This is a genomic window from Streptomyces sp. NPDC090108, from assembly GCF_044747185.1.
GTDB lineage: Bacteria > Actinomycetota > Actinomycetes > Streptomycetales > Streptomycetaceae > Streptomyces.
On record NZ_JBIVDQ010000002.1, the window covers coordinates 904,804 to 928,497 of the forward strand.

The following is a 23,694-nucleotide window of genomic DNA, read 5'->3' on the forward strand; positions in this document are numbered from 1 at the left end:
CCGTGCCCATGGTCGTTCGTGTTCGTTCTTTCCACTCCTGTTCGCGCCCTTCCCTCCGGGCGCAGGAGTACGTCGTCGAGTCGAGGAGTGTCGGATGCGCACGGACGGCCACGCCCCCGGACGGCCGGGGCAGGACGGGCAGGGCGGCCACGACCACAGGGAACTGCTGCGCCGGTGCGCGCGGGACGTGGTGGACGTCGCCGAGGGCATCCGGGCGGTGGCCGGACGCACCAGCACCGCGCTCTTCGCGCCCTCCCTGGCCGGCTCCGCGCGCCGCAGGCCCCGTACCGGCCTGGCCGCCCGATGGGCCCTGCTGCGGGCCCTGACCAGCAGACAGGGGCTCGGCGGCGCGGCCGGTGCGGCGTCCAGGGGCATCGGATCCGTGCTCGGCGTCGCGGGCGAGGTCCTGGGCCGGGAGACCCTCGCCGCGCTGGTGGCCGTCACCTCGCTGCGGCTGCGGATCGCCGCCGTGCTCGTGGACCACCCCGAGTTCGAACGCGACCCGGGCATGCGCCGGCTGACGGAGGCCGTCACCGCCGACCACGATCTCGCGGCCGTACGGGCCCTGCGGGCGCTCTTCCGTGACCAGGGCGCCCAGCGCGCCCTGTCCGGGCTCGCCCCCCTGATGGCCGAACTCCTCGCCATCCGGGCCCTGCTGGACGAGGACCCGATGAACGACGAGACCGGCTGGGCGCTGGCCACGGGCCGCGAACTGAGCGCCGACCCCGTCAAGGGCATCAAGGCGGCCCACCTCGCGGGCCTCGACCGGGGCGAAGGAGCCGCCGAGGCCGTCGACCTCACCGACCGGGAGAAACTGGCCATCGCGGGCGACGGCTCCTTCCTCGGCTTCCTGCGCAACATCGACACCCTGGCCACCGACGGCCGGATCCTCGTGCAGAACGTGCGCGGTCCCGACGGCGTCGTACGGTACGTCGTCCAGGCCCCCGGCATGGCGCCCGGCCGGCCCCGCAACGACTCCCCGCAGGACTTCGTCGGCGCCTGGCGCAACCTGTTCATGGCCGACTCGCCCTACACCCGCTCGGTCCTGCTGGCCCTGGAGCGCCACGGCATCCCGCGCGGCGCCGACCTCGCCCTGATCGGACACAGCGAGGGCGGCATCGCCCTGATGAACCTCGCCCAGGACGAGGAGTTCTGCCGCGCCTACCGGGTGACGCACGTGGTCGCCGTCGGCTCGCCGGTCGACAACAAGAAGCCCGCCGACCCGCGCACCTGGGTCGCCAGCATCACCAACCAGCACGACATCGTGCCGGTCCTGGACGGCAGGGGAGCGGGCACGGCCTTCGACCCGCATCCCCACTGGTACGAGGTCGACTACATCGGCCCCACCCACGAGTTCCCGCTCTGCCACATGCTCCGCGAGTACATGGAGCACCTGAGCACCGTGATCCCCGAGGCCCGCAGGGACGTCGACGAGGCGCTCGCGCCCTACCGCGGCCCCGTCGTGCGCACCCAGGCCTACCAGCTCAAGGACCGCGCCCACCCGCCCGAGGGCTACCCGTTCCTCACCCTCCCCACCACGTCCGTCACCACCACCGCGGGTCCCGTCGACGTCCCCGTGCGCTACTACGACTCCTCGGCCGCCCACCTGTGCTACCCCGTCGACGCCGACGCGGCCCGGGCCCTGCTGCCCGACGTCACCTGGATGGTGCCGAGCCGGCTGGGCCGGCGTGCGCTCGCGGTGGTCTCCCTGTACGAACACCGCTGCTCCACCATCGGCCCGTACACGGAGATCGCCCTGTCGGTCCTGGTGGACGACCTGTGGCGGCCCCGCCCGCTCGACGTCGCCTCCGACCTGCTGCGCCGCGTCGACCTGCGCCGCACCGGCCGCTACGTCCTCTCCCTCGCCGTCACCAGCGAGGAGGCCCGCGTGGTCGCCCGGGAGATCTGGGCCCAGCCCGCGCTCCGCACCCTGGCCGAGGCCGACCTGATGGGCCGCGACATCGCCTTCACCTCGGCCGACCTCGGCATCGGCGTCGAGGGCCGGCTCGGCCCGGGCGTCCGCTGCCCCGAGGCGGACTGGGTGCTCTACGGCCGGCGGCGCGAGAGCACCGTGCGCACCCTGCTGCGCACCCACGGCCGGCTGCGGCTGCACTCCGGGAACGGGGTCCGGCTGCGCCTGGACACCGGAGCGGCCGAACCGATGGCCGGGCAGCTGCGCCGCCTCGGCATCGACACCGCCCGGCCGCTGTTCGTCCTGTCCTGCCCGCAGTTCATGACCCACCGTAGCGCCGGCGCCGTCCTGCCGCGCTGACACCCCCGCACCCCCACGCGACCGGGAGCAGCCATGGTGACCGAGTCCCCCGCAACGACGCCGCCCGCCGGTGAACTCCGTGACAGAGCGGCCGCGTTGCACACCGACGCCGACCTGATGGACGAGTACGCCCGACGGCTGCGCGCCGCCGCCACGACACTGGAGGGCTGCGCCGTGGCACCCGGGTGGAGCCGGTCCGCCCTGGAACAGCAGGCGACCGCCTGCGGCACGGCGGCGGAGCAACTGCGCACCGCCGCCGAGGCCTTGCTCGCCCATGTGCGAGCTGGCGGCTGACCTCGCCTCAGAGCGCGGTGGTCCTGGAGTCCGCCGCGCTCCTGCCGAGGGAAACGAAGTAACGCGCCTTGCTCTCGGGCAGGTTGCGGTGCAGCAGGTCGGAGAAGCCCCGCGTCTCGCGCACCGCCCGCAGGCCCTCGGCCGAGAACGTCGACGGCGCGAACAGGCGCGGCGCGAGCAGGGGGTTGTTCAGCGCCTCCGAGAACGCGTCCACGGAGATGATGCGTTCCAGCAGCCGCCCGAAGATCGCCCCGGGCTCCGGCTCCTCCGCGAACAGCCCGACGTACAGCTCGATCGCGTCGACGTCCCCGTACAGGTCCGTCAGCGCCTGCTGGACCTTCGGATCGCCGGAGATCTGCCCGGGGTGGGTGACCCGGGGGAAGCCGTAGTGGGCGCGGTAGTCGTTGTACGAGGCCAGCCGCAGCTCACGGGCTACGGTGATGCTCCGCTCCTCGATGGGCAGCAGCACCTCGTCGGTGTTGAACAGCCCCGACAGGCCCGCCGGCTGCAGTGACAGGTCCTCCATGAGCGGCCCGAGACCGCGCTCGGCGACCAGCCGGCCGTTGGCGACGGTGTGCGCGAGCGGCACCTCCCGGCCGCCGATGGCGTAGCTGGACGGAACCAGGCTGTGCCAGCGGTAGACGAGACTGAACTCGATCGTCGCCCAGTTCTCCCGGTGCCACACGCCCCGGTCGGTGCGCACCGGGTCCAGCGCGAAGTCGAAGTGGTACGGCGTGATGTGGTTGATGTACTCCTCCAGCATCACCCGGATCATCATCACGATCAGCGTGTTGCGGGTCGTCTGGAAGAGCCGTTCGTCGTCCCACCCGGGATGGGCGTCGGCGAGCAGGGCGGCCACCCGGTTGTGCTCGCGCAGGAAGAGCACGTTCATCGCCATCGGGCCGATGTGCGCGTGCACCCGGTCGCCGCCGGCGGCGAAGAGGCTGTCCCGCAGCTCCTCGGGCACCTCGTCGAACCGCACCGGCCGGATCGCCCGGAACTCCTCCTTGATCCTGCCGCCCTCGCACAGCAGCGGCGGGAACTCGCCCCCGTCCACCTGACGGCTCTTCAGCCGGCCGCCCTCGAAGGTGCGCAGGGACGCGGTGACCTCCGGGCGGTCGCCGTAGAGCTGGGACATGTCGAGCGTGTGCGGGGAGTCGGTGCGGCGCGGATCTCCGGTGGCGGCGTGCCCGCGCAGGAAACCGTCGGTGAACCACTGGGCGAACGCGGGCAGCAGCGCCGTCGACCGGGGGCAGAACCGGGTTCCGTCCTCCCGCCGGAACAGCTCGGTCACCTCCCGCACGGCCGGCAGGTGACCCGTCCCGCCCACGGCCGGCGGCAGATGCCGGCCCACCCAGGAGCGGTCGGTGAGGGAGTCCCAGGAGGTGTACGGGCTCTTGGTGCTCAGCGGGTTCGGGCGCGGCGGCGCCTTGAGGACCGCCAGGTCGGTCAGCGTGGAGTTCAGCCGCCGGTGCAGCCACCTGCTGCGTCCGGCCGCCCGCCACACTGGCCCGAAGTGGGTCAGCAGATGGGTCTCGAACCGGTTGCGCCGCCCGTCGCGGGAGCGGTCCCGTACCCCGGTCCACGGTGTGTTCCGGGTCTGCGTCGCACGAGACGTCACGGTCATGGGCGGTTCCTCCGGGTCAGCTCGCGTTCCCGGCCGGACGGCCGGAACTCACCGTGTAGTGCTGCGGGAACGGGGTGCCCGCGTAGTCGAGGGCGTGTTCGCCGCCGGGCAGCGGCCGGACGCCGGGGCGCAGCAGCACGCGCCGCACCAGCTCGGGCAGGATCACCGAGGCGGCGTACCGGCCGACGCAGTCGTGGGCGCCGTACCCGAGGACGAGGTTGTGCGCGGGCGGACGTCCGGGGCGGAACTCGGCCGGTGCGTCGACGACCTCCTCGTCGAACATCGCGGACGCGAAGCAGGCCAGCACCACGCTGCTCGCCGGGATCACCGTCTGCCGCGGGGTGCCGGCGGCGAGGGTGTGGTCGCGCACGCACAGCCGGGGCGTGACCGGGACGAAGGGGTGGAAGCGCAGCGCCTCCCACACGAAGGCGTCGAAGCGGGCCGGATCCCCGTCCGCCGCGAGCCGTTCCGCCTCCGCCAGCACCTCGGGCCGCAGCGCCAGCTCCTTGAGCGCGGTGGCCACGCACTGGGTGGCGTTCTGCTGGTAGCCCGTCAGATAGCCCACCAGGTTGGCGTTGATCCGCTCGTCGTCGAACGCGTACTCCTCGGGCAGGCTGATGCGCAGCATGCGGGAGAGGACGTCGTCGGAGAGGGGCCCGGACGCGTTGCCGTCCCCGGCCGCGGGGCACGCACTGTCCCCGGCCGCACGTCCGGCCCCGTCACGTCCGGCCCCATCGCGGGCGGCCCCGTCATGCGCGGCCCCGTCACGGCCGGCCCCGTCGTGCGTGGGCCCGGTGCGGCCGTCCGAGGCGCGGCGGCGGGCGATGATCTCGGCCACCCGGTCGTGCAGCTCGCGGCCCGCCGCCACGCCGTCCGCGTGGATGCGCGGGTCGCGCCCCGGGTTCACCGCGAACGCCCACTGCATCCGGCGGGTGCAGTCGTGCAGGGTCTCCTCGTCGATGCCGGTGAACCCCAGATAGCGGATGGCGACACGGGCCGCGGCCGGACGGGCGTAGTCCTCGATCAGGTCGAAGGTCTCCGCGCCCCGGGCCACCGCCTCGTCCAGCAGGGCGTCGGCCACGGACGCGGTCAGTTCGCGTACCCGGGGCGCGTCCTCGGGGGCGAGGACGAGCTGCCCGTACCCGCGTTCGCGCCAGTGCGTGTCGGCGCCGTCCCGCGCCAGCACGAACGGCGCGCCCAGCACGTCCTCCAGGGCCGGCCCGAACACGCCCACCGTGAACGTCCCCGGCGCGGACAGCACCTCCAGCACGTCCGGGTGGCGGGTGACGAACACGCCGACCGGGGTGCTGAACACGGGCCTCTGTTCGCGTAGTTGGGCGAAGACGCCCGCCTTGTCGGCGGCCATGCGTGCGCGCAGCAGGGACACCCGCTGCGGGACGTCGTCCTCGGGGATCGCGTCGTACGCGGCGAGAAAGTCCATGAGGGCATTCACCCACCGGCCCGGACACGTCGCATTTCGGACGGGCATTCGGATGACCGGGCCCTCCGGGAGGTACATTGACGGTGTCGCGAGGGGGCGCGGCACTCCCCTTCCGGGGCACCCCGACGACCTCTGCGACCGTCCCGCCCGACCGGTCGCCCCCGTCCCCGCAGAGGAGAGTGCCCGATGCTGTCCACCTGGGCCGGGGCCCTCGTGCCCGTGTTCAGCGACACCACCGTCAGCGGTGCCGAACGGCTGCGCGACGAGCCGGGGTCGGGCCGCCTCCTGGCCGCCAACCACACCTCCTTCTTCGACCCCGTCCTCCTCGTCGGCACCCTGCACCGCCTCGGCCAGCGGCCCGCCGTGCTGGCCACCGCCGGGCTCTGGCGCGTGCCCCTGCTCGCACGGGCCCTCACCCGCGAGGGACACGTGCCGGTGCACCGGGGCAGCCGCCACGCGCAGGACGCGCTGCGGCCCGCCGCCGACGCGCTGACCGAGGGACGCGGCGTGCTGATCTACCCCGAGGGCGGCCTGCCCCGGTACCGCGCCGCGCACGACCGGCCGCCGGGTCCTCTGAAGACCGGTGTGGTCCGGCTCGCCCTGTCCACCGGCGTACCGGTGGTCCCGGTCGGACACGCCGGAGCCCGCCGCGTCACCTCAGGAGGCCGCGCCAAACAGCTGGCCGGCTGGGCCACCGCCCCGCTGCGGCGCCCCCGTGTCCACGTGCACTTCGGCGAACCGCTCCAGTTGGCCGGCGCGCGCCGGCCGCTCGACGAGCTGGAGGCCGCGCTCGCCGAGGCCTGGTCGTGCGCGGTCCGGGCGCTCGGCCAGGGGGCCGACGGGGACACGCCGGACGGCGACGGCCGCTCCGCGCCGCCCGCCGGCCGCTGACGTTCCCGCCCCGGCGTTGGCACATCCGGGTGGTAGCGGACGCCGTCCTGGGCCCAACCAGTTGTCGCAGCCGGGAACCGGTGTCCCGCGCCCGGATAATCACCGCTCATGCAGCTCGTGAAAGCAGGAGGCGCGGTGCGGCGCCCCCCGGTGGCGGTCACCGGAATGGGACTGGTCACCCCGGCAGGCGTCGGCCGGGACGCGGCATGGGAGGGACTGTGCGCCGGTGAGTCCACCGCGACCGCCGACCCCGGCCTGGACGGTCTCCCGGTGGCCTTCTCCTGCCGGGTCCCCGACCTGGACACCTCCGGCCTGCTCGGACACCGGCTCAGCCGCCGCCTCGACCGCTTCACCACCTTCGCGCTGCTCGCCGCGCGCGAGGCGGTCGCCGACGCCGGCCTCGCGCCCGGCGGCTGGGACGGGGCCCGGGTGGGCGTCGTGATGGGGGTGGGCACCGGGTCCATGCAGGGCTGGCAGGCCGAGTTCGACCGGCTCGCGGACCAGGCGCCGGACCGGGTCTCGCCGCTCGCACTGCCCCGCAGCGTGCCCAACATGGCCGCCGCCGAGATCGCCCTCGACCTCGGCGCCACCGGCCCCAACATGGTCGTCAGCACCGCCTGCGCCTCCGGAACCAGCGCGATCGGACTCGCCCGGGACCTGCTGCTGTCCGGCGCCTGCGACCTCGTCCTCGCCGGCGGCAGCGAGTCGGCCCGGCTGCGGATGACCGCCGCCTGCTTCGCCCAGATGCGCGCCCTGTCCCGCCGCGCCGACAGCCCCCACGAGGCCTCGCGCCCCTTCGACCGCGACCGCGACGGCTTCGTCCTCGGCGAGGGCGCCGCCGTGCTCGTCCTGGAACGCACCGAGGACGCCCGCGCCCGCGGCACCCGTCCCGCCGCCCTGCTCTCCGGCTTCGGCGCCTCCTGCGACGCCCACCACTTCACCGCCCCGCACCCCGGCGGCGACGGGGCCGCCCGCGCGATCCGCGGCGCCCTCACGGACGCCGGCCTCGCCCCCGAGGACATCGACCACGTCAACGCCCACGGCACCTCCACCCCGCAGGGCGACGCGGCCGAACACGCCGCCCTGCACAAGGTCTTCCACCGGCCGCCGCCCGTCACCGCGGTCAAGGGCACCATCGGGCACGCCATCGGCGGCGCCGGCGCCATCGAGGCGGCCTGCACCGTGCTCACCCTGCGCCACCAGCTGATCCCGCCCACCGCCAACCTCGGCACCCTCGACCCGGCGATGGACCTCGACGTCGTCACCAAGACCCCCCGTCCGCAGCGGATACGAGCCGCCGTCAGCAGCTCCTTCGGCTTCGGCGGCCAGAACGCCGTCCTCGCCTTCACCGCCCCCGACCAGTAGGTGTCCGTCCGCCAGCCGAAAGGTCCCCCGTTGCCGGAGTTCTCGCAGTCCACGGAGGCCGCGGCGCGCCCGGAGGTTCCGGACTCCCCGGAACCCGTCCCGCCGCGCGGCCGGCGCCGCTCCTGGCAGCGTGCCGAGCAGTTCCTGATCGGCGTGTTCGTCGCCGTGCCGTTCCTGGCGCTCCTCGCCGCCCTGCCCCTCGCCTGGCGGCACGGACTGAGCCCCACGGACCTGGTGCTCGCCACCGCCTTCTACCTCGTCAGCGGGCTCGGCATCACCGTCGGCTTCCACCGCCACTTCACCCACGGCTCGTTCAAGGCCCGGCGCCCGCTCAGGATCGCCCTCGCCGTCGCCGGCAGCCTCGCCGTCGAGGGCCCGCTGCTCACCTGGGTGGCCGACCACCGCAAGCACCACCGCTACTCCGACCGCGACGGCGACCCGCACTCGCCCTGGCGGTACGGCCGTTCCCCCCGGGCCCTCGCCAAGGGGATGCTCCACGCCCACCTGGGCTGGCTGTTCGAGACCGAGCACGCGTCGGCCCGCGCGTACGCCCCCGACCTCCTGCGGGACCGCGCCATCACGCTCATCTCCCGCGGCTTCGGCGTGTTCGTCCTCGTCTCCCTCGGCCTGCCCGCCCTGCTGGGCCTCGCGCTGACCGGGTCCTGGCGGGGCGCGCTCACCGCCTTCTTCTGGGCCGGTCTGGTGCGCGTCTGCCTCGTCCACCACGTCACCTGGTCCATCAACTCCATCTGCCACGCGGCCGGAGCGCACCCGTTCCGCAGCCGCGACCGCTCCGGCAACGTCTGGTGGCTGGCCCTGCTCTCCTTCGGCGAGTCCTGGCACAACCTCCACCACGCCGACCCCACCAGCGCCCGCCACGGTGTCCTCACCGGCCAGCTCGACGCCAGCGCCCGGCTGATCCGCTGGTTCGAACGCCTCGGCTGGGCCTACGACGTCCGCTGGCCTGACGGGCGCCGGGTGGCCGGACGCAGGCAGGACCGTCCCGCCGTCGGCCGACCGGAGCGAGCCCGCTGAGCCGGCCGGGCGAAGCGCGTCACCCGGCAGGAGGACACCGGCGATCCAGGGGCGGACGACGGAACCGGCGAGGGCGGTTCGCGGTCTTAGGGTGCGTCGACGGCCGGGATCGGACCGGCCACGAAGCAAACGGGGAATGAGAGACATGTCCGTTCGCCAGCGCAAGACCCTGCTCACCGCCGTGGCCCTCACCGCCGGCCTCACCCTCGCCGCGGTCACGCCCGCCCTCGCCGGAACCGGAGCGGACCGCACCGACCGCACCGCCCGCACCGCCGCCCCGGCCGCCGGCCGCACCGGCGCGGTCCCCGGCGGACAGGGCGACCCCCGCCAGGTCAGCCAGCGGGTGGCCGACTTCTACGGCGCCTACATCGACGCCGTGTGGGACGGCGAGGACCCGGCCGCCGGAACGGACCTCAAGGCCCTGCGCGCCTTCTACCTGAGCGCCGGCGCGCAGAAGAAGGTCGCCGCGTGGGAGCGGAAGAACCACGCCGACGGCATCCTCTTCGCCCAGAACGTGCCGGTGAAGTGGAAGGTCGCCTACAGCGACGCCGGTGCCGGCCACGCCACCAGCAGGGTCACGCTCACCTGGGGCGACGGCAGGAACGCCCAGGTCAGCCGGATCGACGTGCAGTCCGACCTGAAGACGCGGAAGATCACCGACCTGAAGCCGGTGCGCTGACCGGCCGGCAGGACACGGTTCCGCCCCGGCGTGCGGGGCGGAACCCGTGGTCGGCCCGAAGTGTTCCGGGGGTTCCGGGCCGCCGCGAAGGCGTCGGGGCCGGGCCGTCCTGCAGCTCCGGGCCGCCGCGAAGCGCTCAGGGCCGGGCGTGCGGCGGCGGGTACGGGCGCGGCAGGCGCATCCCGCGGTCGGCCATGAGCCGCCTCACCCGGTCGGGGTAGTCGGTGATGACGCCGTCGACCCCCAGGTCCATCAGGGCTCCCAGCGTCGCCGGATCGTCGCAGGTCCAGGGGACCACCTTCAGGCCGCGGGCGTGCGCCTCGGCGACCATCGCCGCGTCCGGGTAGAACCGGAAGTCCGGGTCGCCGACCTTTCCGGACTGCGGGAAGCCGTAGTTGGGGGAGAGGGTGGTGACCCCGGGAAGGGTCGCGGCCGCCCGGACGAAGTCGCCTCCGTAGTCGTCGGCGTCGATCCCGCCGAGCCACGGCGACGCCCCGGGCCGGCCGACCTCCAGGAAGTCGTAGTTGGTCAGCGCCACCAGCGGCCAGGACGGCGCCAGCCGGTGCATCACCTTCAGCGCGCCCCAGTCGAACGACTGGATGGTGACCTGGCGCTCGATGCCGGAGCGGTGGATCTCCTCGTACACCCGGCGCACGAACAGCTCGCGCGGCGCGGTCTGTTCGGGGGCGCCCGCCTCCACCTTGGTCTCGATGTTCAGCGTGACCCGGTGCGCGCGGTAACTCTTCACCAGGTTCAGGACGTCCTTCAGCTCGGCCATCCGGAAGCCCCGGACCACCTCCTGCTGCGGAAAGCCCGGCAGTTGCTGGTAGCCGCAGTCCAGGGTCTTGATCTGGGCGAGCGTCAAGTCCTTGATGTACTTGCCGACATAAGGGAACTGCGGATCGTCCGGCGTGACGGGGGCGGTGTCGCGGCACTTGACCCCGTTGATCTGGCGGTCGTGGTTGACGACGACCTTCAGGTCCTCGGTGATCTGGGTGTCGAGCTCCAGCGTGGAGACCCCGAGCCGCAGCGCCTTGGCGAATCCCGCAGGTGACTCCTCGGTCGTCAGGCCGAGACCGCCGCGGTGGGCCTGGAGATCGAACCGGTGCGGGGGCGCGGCGCCGTGCGCGTGCGCCGCGGTCGCGGTGACCGGTGACGCGAGCGCGGGCAGCAGGGCCAGCCCGGTGAGCAGGTGTCGTAGGGGCATGCGCGGATTCTCGCAACGGGCCCGGTTCCGGGCCCCCTTCCCGGCGCGACTTTGGCGCAAAGACCGCGCCACGGGTGCGGACCGGCGGCCGGTCTGTGCCGCGGGGCGATCAACTCACCTTGTCACGGTGCCCGGTGCCGTGCCGCAGGCTCTCCGCGGCCGCGCCGAGACCGTGGTGGCGGTGGCGGTCCACGGGGGTGCGGTGCAGGGCGATCAGCGCGGCGTCGTCGCCGAGCCGGCCGCCCGCGTGGGCGAGCAGATCGTGCCGCAGGTGGTGCATCAGCGCCTCCGGGCTCGCGTCCGTCCAGCGCGCGACCCGCTCGGCCAGCGGATAGAAGCGGCCCTCCGCGTCCCGGGCCTCCACGACGCCGTCGGTGTACAGCAGCAGGGTGTCCCCGGGTTCGAAGGCGAAGACGTCCAGGGTGTGGTCGGCGCCGCCGTGCACGCCGAGCGGCGGCGACGGATGCAGACTCGGCACGGTGACCGCGTGCCCGGGGCTCAGCAGCAGCGGCGGCGGATGGCCGCAACTGGTCATCAGGGTGACCGGGTCGCGCTCCGGGATCTCCACCAGCAGGGCCGTGGCGAAACGCTCGCCCGCGTCCTCCGGGGCGTCCAGCTCGGCGGCGTACCGGGTGATGCTCTGGTCCAGCGAGGCGGCCAGCTCCGCGAGGTCCGGGTGCCGGTGCGCGCTCTCCCGGAAGGCCCCGAGCAGCAGCGCGGCCTCCCCGATCGCGGGCAGCCCCTTGCCGCGCACGTCGCCGATCAGCACCCGGACCGCACCGTCGCCCGGGGTCACCGCGTAGAGGTCGCCGCCGATCTGGGCCTCGTCCTCGGCGGCGAGGTACAGGGACGCGATTCGCAGCGAGCCGATCTCCTCGGGCAGCGGCCACATCAGCACGTGCTGCGCGGCCTCGGCGACGTTGCGCACCTGCGCCAGCTGGGCCTGGCGTCTGTCCCGTACGACGCTGTACAGGAACACGATCACGCAGAGCACGGCCAGCGTGATGAGCTGCACGACGTGGTTCGTCGTGCCGATCCCGCCGTGCTGGACGGCGATGAGGGTCTGCGCGGCGACCGCGAGTGCGCCGACGAAGGCGGTGGTGCGGGGGCCGCCGAACGACGGGGTGAGGGCCGGCGCGATGACCAGCGCCGGCCCCAGGTGCACGTTCGTCGGCGCGCGCAGGTCCACCACCGTGATCATCACGATCAGCGCGACCGGGAGCAGCAGCAGCGCGTGCGCCGACCGCCACGACCGCCGCAGACCGGCTCCCAGCTGTCGGAGGCCCATGCCTACCAGCGTGCGCCAGGACGCGGCGCACGGCATGTCGCCCCGGCCACCCGCACCGGAAAGCCCCGGGAGGCCCGGCCGGATCAGCGGCCGCCCGCTCAGCCGTTCAGCGACCTCATCCCCGCCTCGTCGTACCGCTCGCCCGACACCTCGGGCAGCTCCGCGTCGATGCGGGCGAGGTCGTCCCCGGTGAGGACGATGTCGACGGCGGCCGCGTTCTGCTCCAGGTAGGCGCGGCGCTTGGTGCCGGGGATCGGGACGATGTTCTCGCCCTGCGCCAGGACCCAGGCCAGCGCCAGCTGCGCCGGGGTGACGCCCTTCTCCGCGGCGATCTCCTTCACCTTCGCGGCCAGCCGCTGGTTCGCGTCGATGTTGGCCTCGGCGAAGCGCGGGCTGCTGCGCCGCCAGTCGTTCGCGTCCAGCTCGTCGGGGGAGGAGAAGCGGCCGGCGAGGAAGCCGCGGCCGAGCGGCGAGTAGGCGACGAAGCCGATGCCCAGCTCGCGGCAGGCGGGCAGCACCTCGGCCTCCACGTCCCGCGACCACAGCGAGTACTCGCTCTGCACGGCGGTGATCGGGTGGACGGCGTCGGCGCGCCGGATGGTCTCCGCGCTCGCCTCGCTCAGTCCGATGTGCCGCACCTTGCCCGCGGCGACCAGCTCGGCCAGCGCGCCGACGGTCTCCTCGATGGGCACGTCCGGGTCGACCCGGTGCTGGTAGTACAGGTCGATGTGGTCGGTGCCGAGGCGCTGGAGCGAACCCTCGACCGACGCGCGCACATGCTCCGCCGAGCCGTCCTGCCGGCCGATCGTGGACATGTCGCCGGGCACCGCGTCGTCCATGCGGTAGTTGAACTTCGTGGCCAGCACGTAGTCGTCCCGATGGCCCCGGATCGCGTCGCCCACCAGGGACTCGTTGGTCAGCGGCCCGTACAGCTGGGCGGTGTCGAGGAAGTCGATGCCCAGCTCCCCGGCCCGCCGGATGGTCTCGACGCCCTCGTTCTCGTCCGCCGTCCCATAGAAAGCGGACATTCCCATGCATCCCAGGCCTATGGCCGAAACCTGCAGATCCCGCAGACTGCGCTGTCGCATACCGTGTCCCAGCCTTTCGCGCACACTCGGTGAGCCGTCCCGTTCGGATTCCCCACGACTCGGAAACCCTCATCCATCTAGCGACGGATTCCGCCGCCCGGCATCCCGTGGGGGAGGCCGGGCGGCGAAGGGCCCGCGAGCGCGGGTACGGCCGTGACGCTACGGCTTGGAGCGCGCTCCAGGTCAAGCCGGACCGGGACCGGCCCGGGCTCAGCCGTTCAGGCGCACCGGCAGCTCGAACAGGTCGTTCTGGGTCACCACCGGCTTGTTGCGCAGCTCGTCCGCGGGCACCGCCAGGTCCAGGCCGGGGAAGCGGGCGTACAGCGCGGGCAGCGCCACGCCCGCCTCCAGGCGGGACAGCGCGGCCCCCGGGCAGACGTGCGGACCGTGCCCGAAGGAGATGTGCCGGTTCTTCGTCTCCCGCGTGATGTCGAAGTCCCCGGCACTCGGGCCGTGCGCCTTCTCGTCGCGGCCTATCGCGCCGTACGACACGATCAGCGCGTCCCCGGCCGGGATCACCCGGTCCCCGACCGGCACGTCCTCGGTCGCGAAGCGGATCAGGACGTGCGAGGTCGGCGTGGCGTAGCGCAGGGTCTCCTCGACCACCGCAGACCAGTCGGCCTGTCCGGACAGCACGAGGGCGCGCTGGTCGGGGTGGGCCGAGAGGTTCACGACGGCGTTCACGATCAGCGAGATCGTCGTCTCGTGGCCGGCGGCGACCATCAGCTGGAGGGTGGAGACGATCTCCTCGTCGGTGAGGTGGTCACCGTCCTCCGAGGCGAGGATCAGCGCGCTGGTCAGGTCGTCGCCCGGCTCGGCCCGCTTGGCCGCCACGGTCTCGGCCATGATCTGCGCCAGCTCGGTGAGGGTCGCGATGACCTCGGCGGGCGGCGTCTGCGTGGAGAAGAACTTCTCGAACAGCACCTTCAGCCGGGGCAGCCGCGCCTGGTCGATGCCCATCAGGTCGGCGACGACGTACATGGGCAGCGGATAGGCGAAGGCCGCCTTCAGGTCCACGACCTCCTCGTCCGCGGGGAGCGCCTGCAGCAGGTCCTGGGTGAGCTTCTCGATGCGCTCCCGCATCAGCTCCACCCGGCGCGGGGTGAGCGCCTGCGCGACCAGGGTGCGCATCCGGCGGTGGTCGGCGCCGTCGACGGTGAGCATCGAACGGCCCGGGTTGGCCAGGCCGATCAGCGGCCAGTCCGCGGGGATCTCGCCCCGGCGCCAGGCGCCCCAGGCGTTGATGTCCTTCACCAGACGCGAGTCGTTGAGCAGCGACTTCGCCTCGGCGTGGTGGGTCACCGCCCACACCGGGACGCCGCCGGGCAGCTCCACGGCGGCGAGCGGGCCGGCCGCGCGCAGCGCCGCGCTCTCACCGTCCAGGTCGCTGACGAAGGGGTCGAGGGCGATCCGGGAAGTCTCGGTACCGGTCGTCATCGTGACGTGCCTCCCAGGGCAAGAGTCGGGGGTACTGCGTCCGTCCGGGGGCGACGCCCCCGGACCCCGGCCGGAGGAACGCAGCGGCCGGGGCGACGCGGGATCAGAGGGCTGGTACGGGCGTGAAACGCACGGGCAGCTCGGTCAGCCCGCGCAGCCAGGGCGAGGGCCGGCGGGTGAGGGACTCGGCGGGTACCGCCAGGTCGATGTCCGGCAGCCGGTCGAGCACGACCTCGATGCCGGTGCGCGCGATCACCTCGGCGACCTCCTGCGCGGGGAACGGGCAGCGGTGTTCGCCGTGCCCGAAGGAGAAGTGCGCGTTGTTGCCGCCGGTCAGCGTGGAGGCGTCGGTGCGCACCTGAGGGTCGGAGTTGGCACCCTGCAGGCCGAGCAGCAGCAGGTCGCCGGCCCGGATGCGGCGGCCGCCCAGATGGGTGTCACGGGACGCCCAGCGTCCGGCCACGTTCTGGGTGGGAGTGTCCTCCCACAGCACCTCGTTCATCGCCTCGGCCACGCTGTTGCGGCCGCCGAACAGGGAGGCGGCGAACCGCTCGTCGGTGAGCATCAGCCGGATCGAGTTGCCGATCCAGTCGGCGGTCGGCTGGTGGCCGGCCGCCAGCATCACCATCAGGTCCTGGACGATCTCCTCGTCGGTGAAACCGCCCTCGTCCGCGAGCATCCGGGAGACCACGTCGTCCGCGGGCACCTTCTTGCGGTCCGCGATCAACTGCCCCATGGAGCCCGCGAGATGAGCCTGGCCCGCGAGCGCGCGCTCCCGGCCGTCGATCATGTCGTTGAGGGCGGTGACCAGTCCCGGTCCGTCCTCGTCCGGGAAGCCGTACAGCCGGGCCAGGACGCGCACCGGCAGCAGCATCGCGTAGTGCGCCACGAGGTCGGTCTCGCCCGAGGCGCAGACCGCGTCGATCAGCTCGTCCGCGAACCGCTCGGCGTGGTGCCGCAGTTCGAAGGGGTCCACCGCCTCCAGCGCGTTGCTGATCATCGCCGCGCGCTGCCGGTGCCGTTCCCCCACCGTGTAGAGGATCGACGGCTGCCGGTGGCCGATCATCGGCAGCAGCGGCCAGTCGTCCGGGACGTTCGCCCACTGGTTCCACAGCTCCGAGTCCCGGCTGAACAGCACCGGATCGCCGGTCACCTGGTGCAGTTCGCGGTAGCCGAGCACCAGCCACGCGGGCAGATCACCGTCGAGCAGCACCGGGACCACCGAGCCGTGGTCGCGCCGCATCTCCCGGTACAGGCAGGCCGGTTCGCCCTGGAACCGGGGCCCGCCGAGCGGGACGGCGTCGGACATCACACCAACTCCTGTCGGACCTGGCCCGCTGCCGCGGACGGGTCGGCGTACCGTTGCTTCACGTGCTGCACGAGCGCGATCAGGACCTGCTTGGCGGACTCCCGGGAGCGGGCGTCGCAGTCGATGAGCGGCACGTGCGGATCCAGGTCCAGGGCCGCGCGGACGTCGGCGCTCGCGCGCACCGGACCGCCGAAGTCGTTGCAGGCCACGACGAACGGCGTGCCATGGCGTTCGAGCCGGTCGATCGCGTACCAGGAGTCGTCGATCCGGCGGGTGTCGACCAGCACCACCGCGCCGAGCGTGCCCGAGAACAGCCGGTCCCACAGGAACCAGAACCGCTCCTGGCCGGGCGCGCCGAACAGGTACAGCACGTTGTGCGCGTCGAGCGTGATCCGGCCGAAGTCGAAGGCGACCGTCGTGGCGGTCTTGTCGCGCACCTGGTCGATGTCGTCCACCGACTCGCCGGCCTGGGTCATCGTCTCCTCGGTGTTGAGGGGACGGATCTCGCTGACGGAGCGGACCAGGGTGGTCTTGCCGACGCCGAAGCCGCCCACGACGACGATCTTCAGACCGTTGTCGGCGGAGGCACCCAAAGGGGTGCGCGCGTCAGAGATTTCGGAGTCCAACGAGCACCTGCTCCAGGATGTCGGGGTCGGTGATGGCGGGCCGGCGCGGATGCCGTGCGCTGACGCGGCCCGCCGCCAGCAGGTCGCCGAGCAGCACCTTGGTGATGCTCACGGGCAGGCGCAGCTCGGCGGCGATCTCGACCACCGAGGTCGGGAACTCGGCCAGCCGCAGGATCGCCACGTGCTCCGACTGCATGCCGGGCGCCGGCTCCGACTCGGCGACGACCAGGGTGACCAGGTCGAAGGGGCTGTCGGGGCCGGTTCCGGTGCGTCCCTGGGTGATGGTGTACAGACGGTCGGGAGCGTCGTCCCTGCCGGGACGGCTCATGACGAACGCGGCGGCGCGGTCAGGTGCTCGCCGAGCTGTTCCACCAGCTCGCTCATGTGGTGGCCCACGACACCCGGGTCGGCGTCCTCGGTGGTGATCAGGGCCAGGTGCGCGCCCGCGCCCGCCTCCACGATGAACAGCACGCCGCCGTAGAACTCGGTCATCGCCGAGCGGACCCCGGCGTTGCCGTCGCCGAACTCGACGGACGCGCCGTGCGACAGCGACTGGATGCCCGCGGCGATCGCGGCGAGCTGGTCGGCCTGGTCGACCGTCAGCTCGGGGGAGCGGCAGAGCTTCAGCCCGTCCCGGGACAGGACGAGTGCGTGCCGTGCGCCCGGGGTCCTCTCCAGCAGGCCCTCCAGGAGCCAGGTGAGCTTCTCGTCGGCGGTGGTCGGGCCGGTCATGAAGTGGTGTCGCCTTCCGGGAGCGTGTGCGTGTGAGTGGGAGAGGAAGCGGGGGAGACGCGTGCGGCCGCGGTGGACGCCGAGTCGGGTGCCGGGCGGGTGCCGGGGCCGTGGTCCGGGGCATCGCGCACCGCGTCTGCGTCGCGCACCGCGTCTGCGGGGTCGCCGGGACGGGCGGGGTCGCCGGGCCCGGCCGCGGGGGAGCCGCCCCGCGTGTGCCCGGTCCCCGCGGCCTCGTCGTCCTCGGCTGCCTCGGCGGCCACGGTGGTCACGGCGGAGTCGGTGGTCACGGCGGCCTGGGCGGACCCTGCCGGCCGGGCGGCCGGTCCGGCGGTGCCGGCCGCGTCGATCGCATCCGCCGTGTCCGCCGCACCGGAGTCGGTGACGGCGTCGTCGGGCGCCTCGTCGGCCGGTACCTGCGGCGTCGAGGCGTCCGGTGCGGCGGCGCGTACGGCCTGCCGGAAGCTGTTGAACCGGGCGGCGCGCGCCTTGGCGTCCGCGGCGGCCGGCGGGGGATCGTTGCGGGGCGCGGAGCGCGACCGCTCGGCCTCGGCGAGGGTACGGCCCTTGCGCCGCTTGGGCAGGCCCGCCGGAGCGTCGGAGGCCGGTTCCGCCGGGGCCGGGTCCTCGGCCGCGCCGGCGCGGGCCGTGGGGGGACCGGCGGGGCGCCCGGTGTTCCGGCGCGTGGCCCCGGAGGTGCCGGGGAACGCGGTGGCGGGCACCGAGGCGGGTGCGGAGGAGTCGGTGAGCAGTTCCTGCGGCACCAGCATCAGCACGCCCGTGCCGCCGCGCGCCGACGGACGGAAGGACACCTTCAGCCCGTACTTGCCGGCCAGCCGGCCCACCACGGTCAGTCCCAGCCGCGTGCCGGTCAGACCGCCCAGTTCGGAGGTGTCGCCCGCGACCGCGCGCTCGGCCCGGCGCAGCTGCACGTCTCCCATCACCAGGCCGCTGTCCTCCACGGAGACGATGACACCGGCCGGCACCTCCTCCACGTACACATGGACCTCGGCGGTCGGCGGGGAGAAGTTCGCGGCGTTGTCGAGGAGTTCGGCCAGTGCGTGCATCACGCCCTCGGCGGCGTGCCCGGCGACCGCGACCGAGCTGGCGGAGTGCACCCGCACCCGCTGGTAGCCGCTGATCCGGCCCATCGCGCCGCGCAGGATGGACTCCATCGAGATGGGCCGTGCCCAGCGCCGTCCCGAACGGGCCCCGGTCAGCACGGCGATGGAGTCCGCGAGCCGGCCGGCCTGGGCGGTGCGGTGGTCGAGCTGGAGCAGGTCGGTGAGCACGTCCTCGTCGGTGTGGCGCTCCTCCATCGCGCGGAGGTCGGCGAGGGTCGCCGTCGCCAGGGCCTGCATCCGGCCGGCCGCGTTGGAGGTGGCGGACACGGCCGCCGCGCGCTCGCGCCGGGCGCGGTCCAGCTCCTGCGTCAACTGCCCGATCTCGGCCCGGAGTCTGCTCAGCTCCCGGGCACCCGTCTCCTCGGTGTACTCCTGCTCCGTGGTGAACTCGGCTCGCTGCGCACCGAGTTCGTCGATGAGCCGCTGCTGCTCCCGGCGCGCCTCCTCCGCCGCCCGGGTCTGCTCCAGCAGGAGCCGTCCCACGCTGGCGTTCACACCTTCGAGCTGACGCCGGGCGCGCCGCGCGGTCTGCACGGCCTGCGTGGCCGTGGCCACCGCGGCGCAGAACGCGGCCGCCGCGAGGCCGCCGCCCCAGAGCAGCGGGGTACGTACGGAGTCCGGGGCGTACGCCACGACCGCGGTCAGCGTGAGTGCCGACAGGGCGGTGGTCACGGCGAGAGCGGCGGCGAGCGTGCGACGTGACGGTCGGTCGCCGGTATACGTGGGCGCGGTCATCGGTCCGGTCTGGTCCTCGCGGCAGATGGGGCGGGGTGGGGCGTGGTGAGGGTGCGGAGGAGAGCCGGTGACTCTCCATAGTGAACCGGCGGTCACTATACGAGAGTTGTTGATCAAATAAGAAAGACCTCGGACATCGTCCATTACGTGGACGCCTAAATGTGTACGTTACATGTGAACGGGACATCGGTGACCCGAGCCCGCATACCGCCCCTGCCGCTGACGCTCCGCCAGATGCCGCGGACCCGGCCCCGAGTGATCCGGACGGCCGGCCTCCGGGGACGAACCGCGACGGAACCCGCCCTCTCCTGCGGGATCACCCGGATGCCTCGCGGGGACACACGTCAATGTGACGGTTTTCGCACTTCGACGGGCGTCGGCACCCCCTAGTGTTTCGGCGAGGTACGGCAGGGTGTGGCGGCCATCGTGGTGTCCGCCGCCGGCAGGCTGAAGGGGATCCAGGATGTTCCGTAAGGTACTGGTCGCCAACCGTGGAGAGATCGCGATCCGCGCGTTCCGGGCGGGTTACGAACTCGGGGCGCGCACCGTCGCCGTGTTCCCGCACGAGGACCGCAACTCGCTCCACCGGCTCAAGGCCGACGAGGCGTACGAGATCGGGGAACCGGGCCACCCCGTGCGGGCCTATCTCTCCGTCGAGGAGATCGTGCGCGCCGCCCGCCGGGCCGGCGCCGACGCCGTCTATCCGGGCTACGGGTTCCTCTCGGAGAACCCCGAACTGGCCCGCGCCTGCGAAGAGGCCGGCATCACCTTCGTCGGACCGAGCGCCGACACCCTGGAGCTGACCGGCAACAAGGCCCGCGCGGTCGCCGCGGCCCGGGCGGCGGGTGTCCCCGTCCTCGGCTCCTCCGCGCCCTCCACCGACGTGGACGAACTGGTCCGCGCCGCCGAGGAGGTCGGCTTCCCCGTCTTCGTCAAGGCGGTCGCGGGCGGCGGCGGCCGCGGCATGCGCCGGGTCGAGGACCCCGCCCAGCTGCGCGAGTCCATCGAGGCCGCCTCCCGCGAGGCCGCGTCCGCGTTCGGCGACCCGACCGTCTTCCTGGAGAAGGCCGTCGTGGACCCCCGCCACATCGAGGTGCAGATCCTCGCCGACGGCGAGGGCGGCGTCATCCACCTCTACGAGCGCGACTGCTCCCTCCAGCGCCGCCACCAGAAAGTCGTCGAGATCGCGCCCGCGCCGAACCTCGACCCGGAACTGCGGGACCGGATCTGCGCCGACGCCGTGCGCTTCGCCCGCGAGATCGGCTACCGCAACGCGGGCACCGTGGAGTTCCTCCTCGACCGCGACGGCAACCACGTCTTCATCGAGATGAACCCTCGCATCCAGGTCGAGCACACGGTCACCGAGGAGGTCACCGACGTCGACCTCGTCCAGTCCCAGATGCGCATCGCCGCCGGGGAGACCCTCGCCGACCTCGGACTCGCCCAGGACCGGATCACCCTGCGCGGCGCCGCCCTCCAGTGCCGCATCACCACCGAGGACCCCGCCAACGGCTTCCGCCCCGACACCGGAAGGATCAGCGCCTACCGCTCACCGGGCGGCTCCGGCATCCGGCTCGACGGCGGAACCACCCACGCGGGCACGGAGATCAGCGCCCACTTCGACTCGATGCTGGTCAAACTGACCTGCCGGGGACGGGACTTCACCGCCGCCATCGGCCGGGCCCGGCGTGCGGTCGCCGAGTTCCGCATCCGCGGTGTGGCCACCAACATCCCGTTCCTCCAGGCGGTCCTGGACGACCCCGACTTCCGGGCCGGACGCGTCACCACCTCGTTCATCGAGCAGCGCCCGCACCTGCTGACCTCCCGCCACTCCGCCGACCGCGGCACCAAGCTGCTCACCTACCTCGCCGACGTCACCGTGAACAAGCCGCACGGCGAGCGGCCGGAACTGCCCGACCCCACGACCAAGCTCCCCCCGGTACCGGCCGGCGAGCCCCCGGCCGGCTCCCGCCGGCGGCTCGTCGAACTCGGCCCCGAGGGCTTCGCCCGCCATCTGCGCGAGTCCCCGGCGCTCGGCGTCACCGACACCACGTTCCGTGACGCCCACCAGTCGCTGCTCGCCACCCGGGTGCGCACCAAGGACCTCCTCGCCGTCGCCCCCGTCGTCGCCCGCACCCTGCCCGAGCTGCTCTCGCTGGAGTGCTGGGGCGGCGCGACGTACGACGTGGCGCTCCGCTTCCTCGCCGAGGACCCCTGGGAACGGCTGGCCGCCCTGCGCGAGGCGGTGCCCAACATCTGCCTCCAGATGCTGCTGCGCGGCCGCAACACCGTCGGCTACACCCCGTACCCGACCGAGGTCACCGACGCCTTCGTACAGGAGGCCGCCGCCACCGGTATCGACATCTTCCGCATCTTCGACGCCCTCAACGACGTCGGCCAGATGCGGCCCGCCATCGAGGCCGTACGCGAGACCGGCACCGCGGTCGCCGAGGTCGCCCTCTGCTACACCGCCGACCTCAGCGACCCCGCCGAGCGGCTGTACACCCTGGACTACTACCTGCGGCTCGCCGAGCAGATCGTCGACGCCGGTGCCCACGTCCTCGCCGTCAAGGACATGGCGGGCCTGCTCCGCGCCCCGGCCGCGACCAAGCTCGTCACCGCCCTGCGCCGCGAGTTCGGTCTGCCCGTGCACCTGCACACCCACGACACCGCGGGCGGCCAGCTCGCCACCTACCTGGCCGCGATCCAGGCCGGTGTGGACGCCGTCGACGGCGCGGTGGCGTCCATGGCGGGGACGACCTCGCAGCCGTCGCTGACGGCGCTCGTCGCCGCCACCGACCACTCCGGGCGCACCACCGGACTCGACCTCCAGGCGGTCGGCGACCTGGAGCCGTACTGGGAGAGCGTGCGCAGGATCTACGCCCCCTTCGAGGCGGGTCTCGCCTCCCCGACCGGCCGCGTCTACCACCACGAGATCCCCGGCGGCCAGCTGTCCAACCTGCGCACCCAGGCCGTCGCGCTCGGCCTCGGCGACCGCTTCGAGGAGATCGAGGCGATGTACGCCGCCGCCGACCGCATCCTCGGCCGCCTGGTCAAGGTCACCCCGTCCTCCAAGGTGGTCGGCGATCTCGCCCTGCATCTGGTCGGCGCCGGAGTCTCCCCGGCGGACTTCGAGCAGAGCCCCGACCGCTTCGACATCCCCGACTCGGTGATCAGCTTCCTGCGCGGCGAACTGGGCACCCCGCCCGGCGGCTGGCCGGAGCCGTTCCGCACCAAGGCCCTGCGGGGCCGGGGCGAGCCGAAGCCGGTCCCCGAGCTGTCCGCCGAGGACCGCGAAGGCCTCGCCAAGGACCGCCGAGCCACCCTCAACCGGCTGCTGTTCCCGGGCCCCACGAGGGAGTTCGACACACAGCGGCAGTCGTACGGCGACACGAGCGTCCTGGACAGCAAGTCCTTCTTCTACGGACTGCGCCCCGCCAAGGAGTACGCCGTGGACCTCGACCCGGGCGTGCGCCTGCTGATCGAGCTCCAGGCGGTCGGCGAGGCCGACGAGCGCGGCATGCGCACCGTGATGTCCTCGCTCAACGGCCAGCTGCGCCCCATCCAGGTCCGCGACCGCGCCGCCGCCACCGACGTGCCGGTGACCGAGAAGGCCGACCGGACCGACCCGGGCCATGTCGCGGCGCCCTTCGCCGGCGTGGTGACGCTCGCGGTCGCCGAGGGCGACGAGGTCGAGGCGGGCGCCACCGTGGCCACCATCGAGGCGATGAAGATGGAGGCGGCGATCACCGCCCCGAAGGCGGGCCGGGTGGTCCGTCCGGCCATCAACCGCATCCAGCAGGTGGAGGGCGGCGACCTGATCGTCGAGATCCGCTGAGCGCACGACCGGTGCCGCGGGGCGGGGCCGGGACCGGGACCGGGGGACCGCCCCGGTCCCGGCCCCGCCGGGACGGTCGGTCCCAGAGACGGTCAGTCCCAGAGCGGGAAGGTCATGACCTGCCGGAAGCCCTCCGGCCAGGCATCGGTGTAGGTCAGGCTCATCCGGGTGAAGTGCTTGACGGCGGGGTCCTTCTTCCACGGCTCCGGACGGTCCAGCCGCACGGTCACCCGGTATCCGTGGAAGGTGCCTGCCGCGCAGTACGGGTCGCAGTCGTTGACCACGTTGACGCCCTCGGCGACCGCCGTGTGCCGGCCCCACTGCGTCCAGCGCAGTCCGGTGAGCCGGCTGTTTCCGTCACCGCAGGCCAGGATGAAGTCGGACGGCTCGATGTCGCGCTGCCAGAAGCAGTCGACCAGCACGGTGTGCGGGCCGTGGAGACGATCGGCAGCGGAGCCTGTGGCAGCCGCACCGGACGCCGTGCCACCGCCCGCTGCCGCGGACCCCGTGGTCGCCGTGGACCCCGTGGTGGCCGTGGATCCCGTGGTGGACGTGCGGGAGGGGGCGGGAGCGGGGGAGGGCGATGGCGGGCTGGCCGAGGCCGTGGTCATCGCCGCTGTGAGCAGGGCCCCCGCCGCCAGGGTCACCGCTGTTGCCGTCACTGGTGCGCGCATGGCCGCTCCCACCCGTCGTGCTGTGTCTCCGA

General features: G+C 73.4%; 19 protein-coding genes. 7 read left to right on the forward strand and 12 right to left on the reverse strand.

Features of this window, described 5'->3' with window-relative positions; all coding sequences use genetic code 11:
* The first annotated feature begins 94 nt into the window (after positions 1-94).
* Both ACIPRD_RS09055 and ACIPRD_RS09060 read left to right on the forward strand, forming a co-directional pair.
* A complete protein-coding gene (locus tag ACIPRD_RS09055) occupies positions 95-2,272 on the forward strand; it encodes an acetoacetate decarboxylase family protein (protein ID WP_356404989.1) in 2,178 nt (725 codons plus the stop codon).
* 33 nt (positions 2,273-2,305) lie between these two features.
* The gene (locus tag ACIPRD_RS09060; RefSeq protein ID WP_401561426.1) at positions 2,306-2,566 is read left to right on the forward strand and encodes a hypothetical protein; all 261 of its coding nucleotides are present in this window, start codon (positions 2,306-2,308) and stop codon (positions 2,564-2,566) included.
* Between the two features lie 7 nt (positions 2,567-2,573).
* On the opposite strand, the gene ACIPRD_RS09065 is transcribed toward ACIPRD_RS09060, so the two are convergent.
* Both ACIPRD_RS09065 and ACIPRD_RS09070 read right to left on the reverse strand, forming a co-directional pair.
* Positions 2,574-4,193, reverse strand: a complete 1,620-nt coding sequence (locus ACIPRD_RS09065) for a peroxidase family protein (RefSeq protein ID WP_401561428.1) — start codon at positions 4,191-4,193, stop codon at positions 2,574-2,576.
* Positions 4,194-4,209: 16 nt separating this feature from the next.
* Positions 4,210-5,634 (reverse strand): cytochrome P450, encoded by a 1,425-nt coding sequence (locus ACIPRD_RS09070; protein WP_401561431.1) that lies wholly within the window; start codon positions 5,632-5,634, stop codon positions 4,210-4,212.
* Between the two features lie 186 nt (positions 5,635-5,820).
* On the opposite strand from ACIPRD_RS09070, the gene ACIPRD_RS09075 reads away from it, so the two are divergent.
* The 4 genes from ACIPRD_RS09075 (at position 5,821) to ACIPRD_RS09090 (ending at position 9,604) form a co-directional block, all read left to right on the forward strand.
* On the forward strand, positions 5,821-6,525 hold the full coding sequence (locus tag ACIPRD_RS09075) for a lysophospholipid acyltransferase family protein (RefSeq protein WP_356404997.1): 705 nt from the start codon (positions 5,821-5,823) through the stop codon (positions 6,523-6,525).
* A gap of 108 nt (positions 6,526-6,633) precedes the next feature.
* Positions 6,634-7,890 (forward strand): beta-ketoacyl-[acyl-carrier-protein] synthase family protein, encoded by a 1,257-nt coding sequence (locus ACIPRD_RS09080; RefSeq protein ID WP_401561434.1) that lies wholly within the window; start codon positions 6,634-6,636, stop codon positions 7,888-7,890.
* Between the two features lie 30 nt (positions 7,891-7,920).
* Positions 7,921-8,925, forward strand: a complete 1,005-nt coding sequence (locus ACIPRD_RS09085; protein ID WP_401561437.1) for an acyl-CoA desaturase — start codon at positions 7,921-7,923, stop codon at positions 8,923-8,925.
* A gap of 145 nt (positions 8,926-9,070) precedes the next feature.
* A complete protein-coding gene (locus tag ACIPRD_RS09090) occupies positions 9,071-9,604 on the forward strand; it encodes a hypothetical protein (RefSeq protein ID WP_401561440.1) in 534 nt (177 codons plus the stop codon).
* Positions 9,605-9,740: 136 nt separating this feature from the next.
* Here ACIPRD_RS09090 and ACIPRD_RS09095 read toward each other — a convergent pair whose 3' ends face one another.
* The 9 genes from ACIPRD_RS09095 to ACIPRD_RS09135 all read right to left on the reverse strand — a co-directional run bounded on the left by ACIPRD_RS09095 (position 9,741) and on the right by ACIPRD_RS09135 (position 19,150).
* Positions 9,741-10,811 (reverse strand): glycerophosphodiester phosphodiesterase family protein, encoded by a 1,071-nt coding sequence (locus tag ACIPRD_RS09095; RefSeq protein WP_401561442.1) that lies wholly within the window; start codon positions 10,809-10,811, stop codon positions 9,741-9,743.
* 109 nt (positions 10,812-10,920) lie between these two features.
* Positions 10,921-12,099 (reverse strand): PP2C family protein-serine/threonine phosphatase, encoded by a 1,179-nt coding sequence (locus tag ACIPRD_RS09100; protein ID WP_401561444.1) that lies wholly within the window; start codon positions 12,097-12,099, stop codon positions 10,921-10,923.
* Positions 12,100-12,197: 98 nt separating this feature from the next.
* Positions 12,198-13,187 carry an aldo/keto reductase gene (locus ACIPRD_RS09105; protein WP_356405011.1) on the reverse strand — a complete coding sequence of 330 codons (990 nt, stop codon included), beginning with the start codon at positions 13,185-13,187 and terminating at the stop codon, positions 12,198-12,200.
* 210 nt (positions 13,188-13,397) lie between these two features.
* Positions 13,398-14,624: a cytochrome P450 gene (locus tag ACIPRD_RS09110; protein WP_401561448.1), complete on the reverse strand. Its 1,227-nt coding sequence runs from the start codon at positions 14,622-14,624 to the stop codon at positions 13,398-13,400.
* 103 nt (positions 14,625-14,727) lie between these two features.
* Complete coding sequence (locus ACIPRD_RS09115) at positions 14,728-15,933, reverse strand: cytochrome P450 (protein ID WP_401561451.1); 1,206 nt, start codon at positions 15,931-15,933, stop codon at positions 14,728-14,730.
* Positions 15,933-16,559 carry a GTP-binding protein gene (locus tag ACIPRD_RS09120; RefSeq protein ID WP_401561453.1) on the reverse strand — a complete coding sequence of 209 codons (627 nt, stop codon included), beginning with the start codon at positions 16,557-16,559 and terminating at the stop codon, positions 15,933-15,935. Before ACIPRD_RS09120 ends, ACIPRD_RS09115 begins: the two co-directional genes overlap by 1 nt.
* Positions 16,540-16,887, reverse strand: coding sequence for a DUF742 domain-containing protein (locus ACIPRD_RS09125; protein ID WP_356405017.1), 348 nt, complete (start codon positions 16,885-16,887; stop codon positions 16,540-16,542). The genes ACIPRD_RS09120 and ACIPRD_RS09125 overlap by 20 nt, the downstream gene beginning before the upstream one ends.
* On the reverse strand, positions 16,884-17,291 hold the full coding sequence (locus ACIPRD_RS09130) for a roadblock/LC7 domain-containing protein (protein ID WP_356405019.1): 408 nt from the start codon (positions 17,289-17,291) through the stop codon (positions 16,884-16,886). The genes ACIPRD_RS09125 and ACIPRD_RS09130 overlap by 4 nt, the downstream gene beginning before the upstream one ends.
* Positions 17,288-19,150: an ATP-binding protein gene (locus tag ACIPRD_RS09135; protein WP_401561455.1), complete on the reverse strand. Its 1,863-nt coding sequence runs from the start codon at positions 19,148-19,150 to the stop codon at positions 17,288-17,290. The genes ACIPRD_RS09130 and ACIPRD_RS09135 overlap by 4 nt, the downstream gene beginning before the upstream one ends.
* A 463-nt stretch (positions 19,151-19,613) precedes the next feature.
* Here ACIPRD_RS09135 and ACIPRD_RS09140 point away from each other — a divergent pair, with 463 nt between their 5' ends.
* Positions 19,614-22,988, forward strand: coding sequence for a pyruvate carboxylase (locus ACIPRD_RS09140; protein WP_401561458.1), 3,375 nt, complete (start codon positions 19,614-19,616; stop codon positions 22,986-22,988).
* A 92-nt stretch (positions 22,989-23,080) separates the two neighbouring features.
* Here the strand turns inward: ACIPRD_RS09140 and ACIPRD_RS09145 are convergent, their stop codons facing one another.
* Positions 23,081-23,662 carry a hypothetical protein gene (locus tag ACIPRD_RS09145; protein ID WP_401561461.1) on the reverse strand — a complete coding sequence of 194 codons (582 nt, stop codon included), beginning with the start codon at positions 23,660-23,662 and terminating at the stop codon, positions 23,081-23,083.
* Positions 23,663-23,694 lie beyond the last annotated feature (32 nt).

Bases quoted from the DNA above. Each gene is read 5' to 3' on its own strand.
- ACIPRD_RS09105 (WP_356405011.1), bottom strand. From the start codon at position 13,187: ATGCGACAGCGCAGTCTGCGGGATCTGCAGGTTTCGGCCATAGGCCTG.
- ACIPRD_RS09115 (WP_401561451.1), bottom strand. From the start codon at position 15,933: ATGTCCGACGCCGTCCCGCTCGGCGGGCCCCGGTTCCAGGGCGAACCG.
- ACIPRD_RS09140 (WP_401561458.1), top strand. From the start codon at position 19,614: ATGTTCCGTAAGGTACTGGTCGCCAACCGTGGAGAGATCGCGATCCGC.
- ACIPRD_RS09125 (WP_356405017.1), bottom strand. From the start codon at position 16,887: ATGAGCCGTCCCGGCAGGGACGACGCTCCCGACCGTCTGTACACCATC.
- ACIPRD_RS09100 (WP_401561444.1), bottom strand. From the start codon at position 12,099: ATGGGCCTCCGACAGCTGGGAGCCGGTCTGCGGCGGTCGTGGCGGTCG.
- ACIPRD_RS09095 (WP_401561442.1), bottom strand. From the start codon at position 10,811: ATGCCCCTACGACACCTGCTCACCGGGCTGGCCCTGCTGCCCGCGCTC.
- ACIPRD_RS09080 (WP_401561434.1), top strand. From the start codon at position 6,634: ATGCAGCTCGTGAAAGCAGGAGGCGCGGTGCGGCGCCCCCCGGTGGCG.
- ACIPRD_RS09070 (WP_401561431.1), bottom strand. From the start codon at position 5,634: ATGGACTTTCTCGCCGCGTACGACGCGATCCCCGAGGACGACGTCCCG.
- ACIPRD_RS09090 (WP_401561440.1), top strand. From the start codon at position 9,071: ATGTCCGTTCGCCAGCGCAAGACCCTGCTCACCGCCGTGGCCCTCACC.
- ACIPRD_RS09075 (WP_356404997.1), top strand. From the start codon at position 5,821: ATGCTGTCCACCTGGGCCGGGGCCCTCGTGCCCGTGTTCAGCGACACC.
- ACIPRD_RS09060 (WP_401561426.1), top strand. From the start codon at position 2,306: ATGGTGACCGAGTCCCCCGCAACGACGCCGCCCGCCGGTGAACTCCGT.
- ACIPRD_RS09065 (WP_401561428.1), bottom strand. From the start codon at position 4,193: ATGACCGTGACGTCTCGTGCGACGCAGACCCGGAACACACCGTGGACC.
- ACIPRD_RS09130 (WP_356405019.1), bottom strand. From the start codon at position 17,291: ATGACCGGCCCGACCACCGCCGACGAGAAGCTCACCTGGCTCCTGGAG.
- ACIPRD_RS09145 (WP_401561461.1), bottom strand. From the start codon at position 23,662: ATGCGCGCACCAGTGACGGCAACAGCGGTGACCCTGGCGGCGGGGGCC.
- ACIPRD_RS09055 (WP_356404989.1), top strand. From the start codon at position 95: ATGCGCACGGACGGCCACGCCCCCGGACGGCCGGGGCAGGACGGGCAG.
- ACIPRD_RS09110 (WP_401561448.1), bottom strand. From the start codon at position 14,624: ATGACGACCGGTACCGAGACTTCCCGGATCGCCCTCGACCCCTTCGTC.
- ACIPRD_RS09135 (WP_401561455.1), bottom strand. From the start codon at position 19,150: ATGACCGCGCCCACGTATACCGGCGACCGACCGTCACGTCGCACGCTC.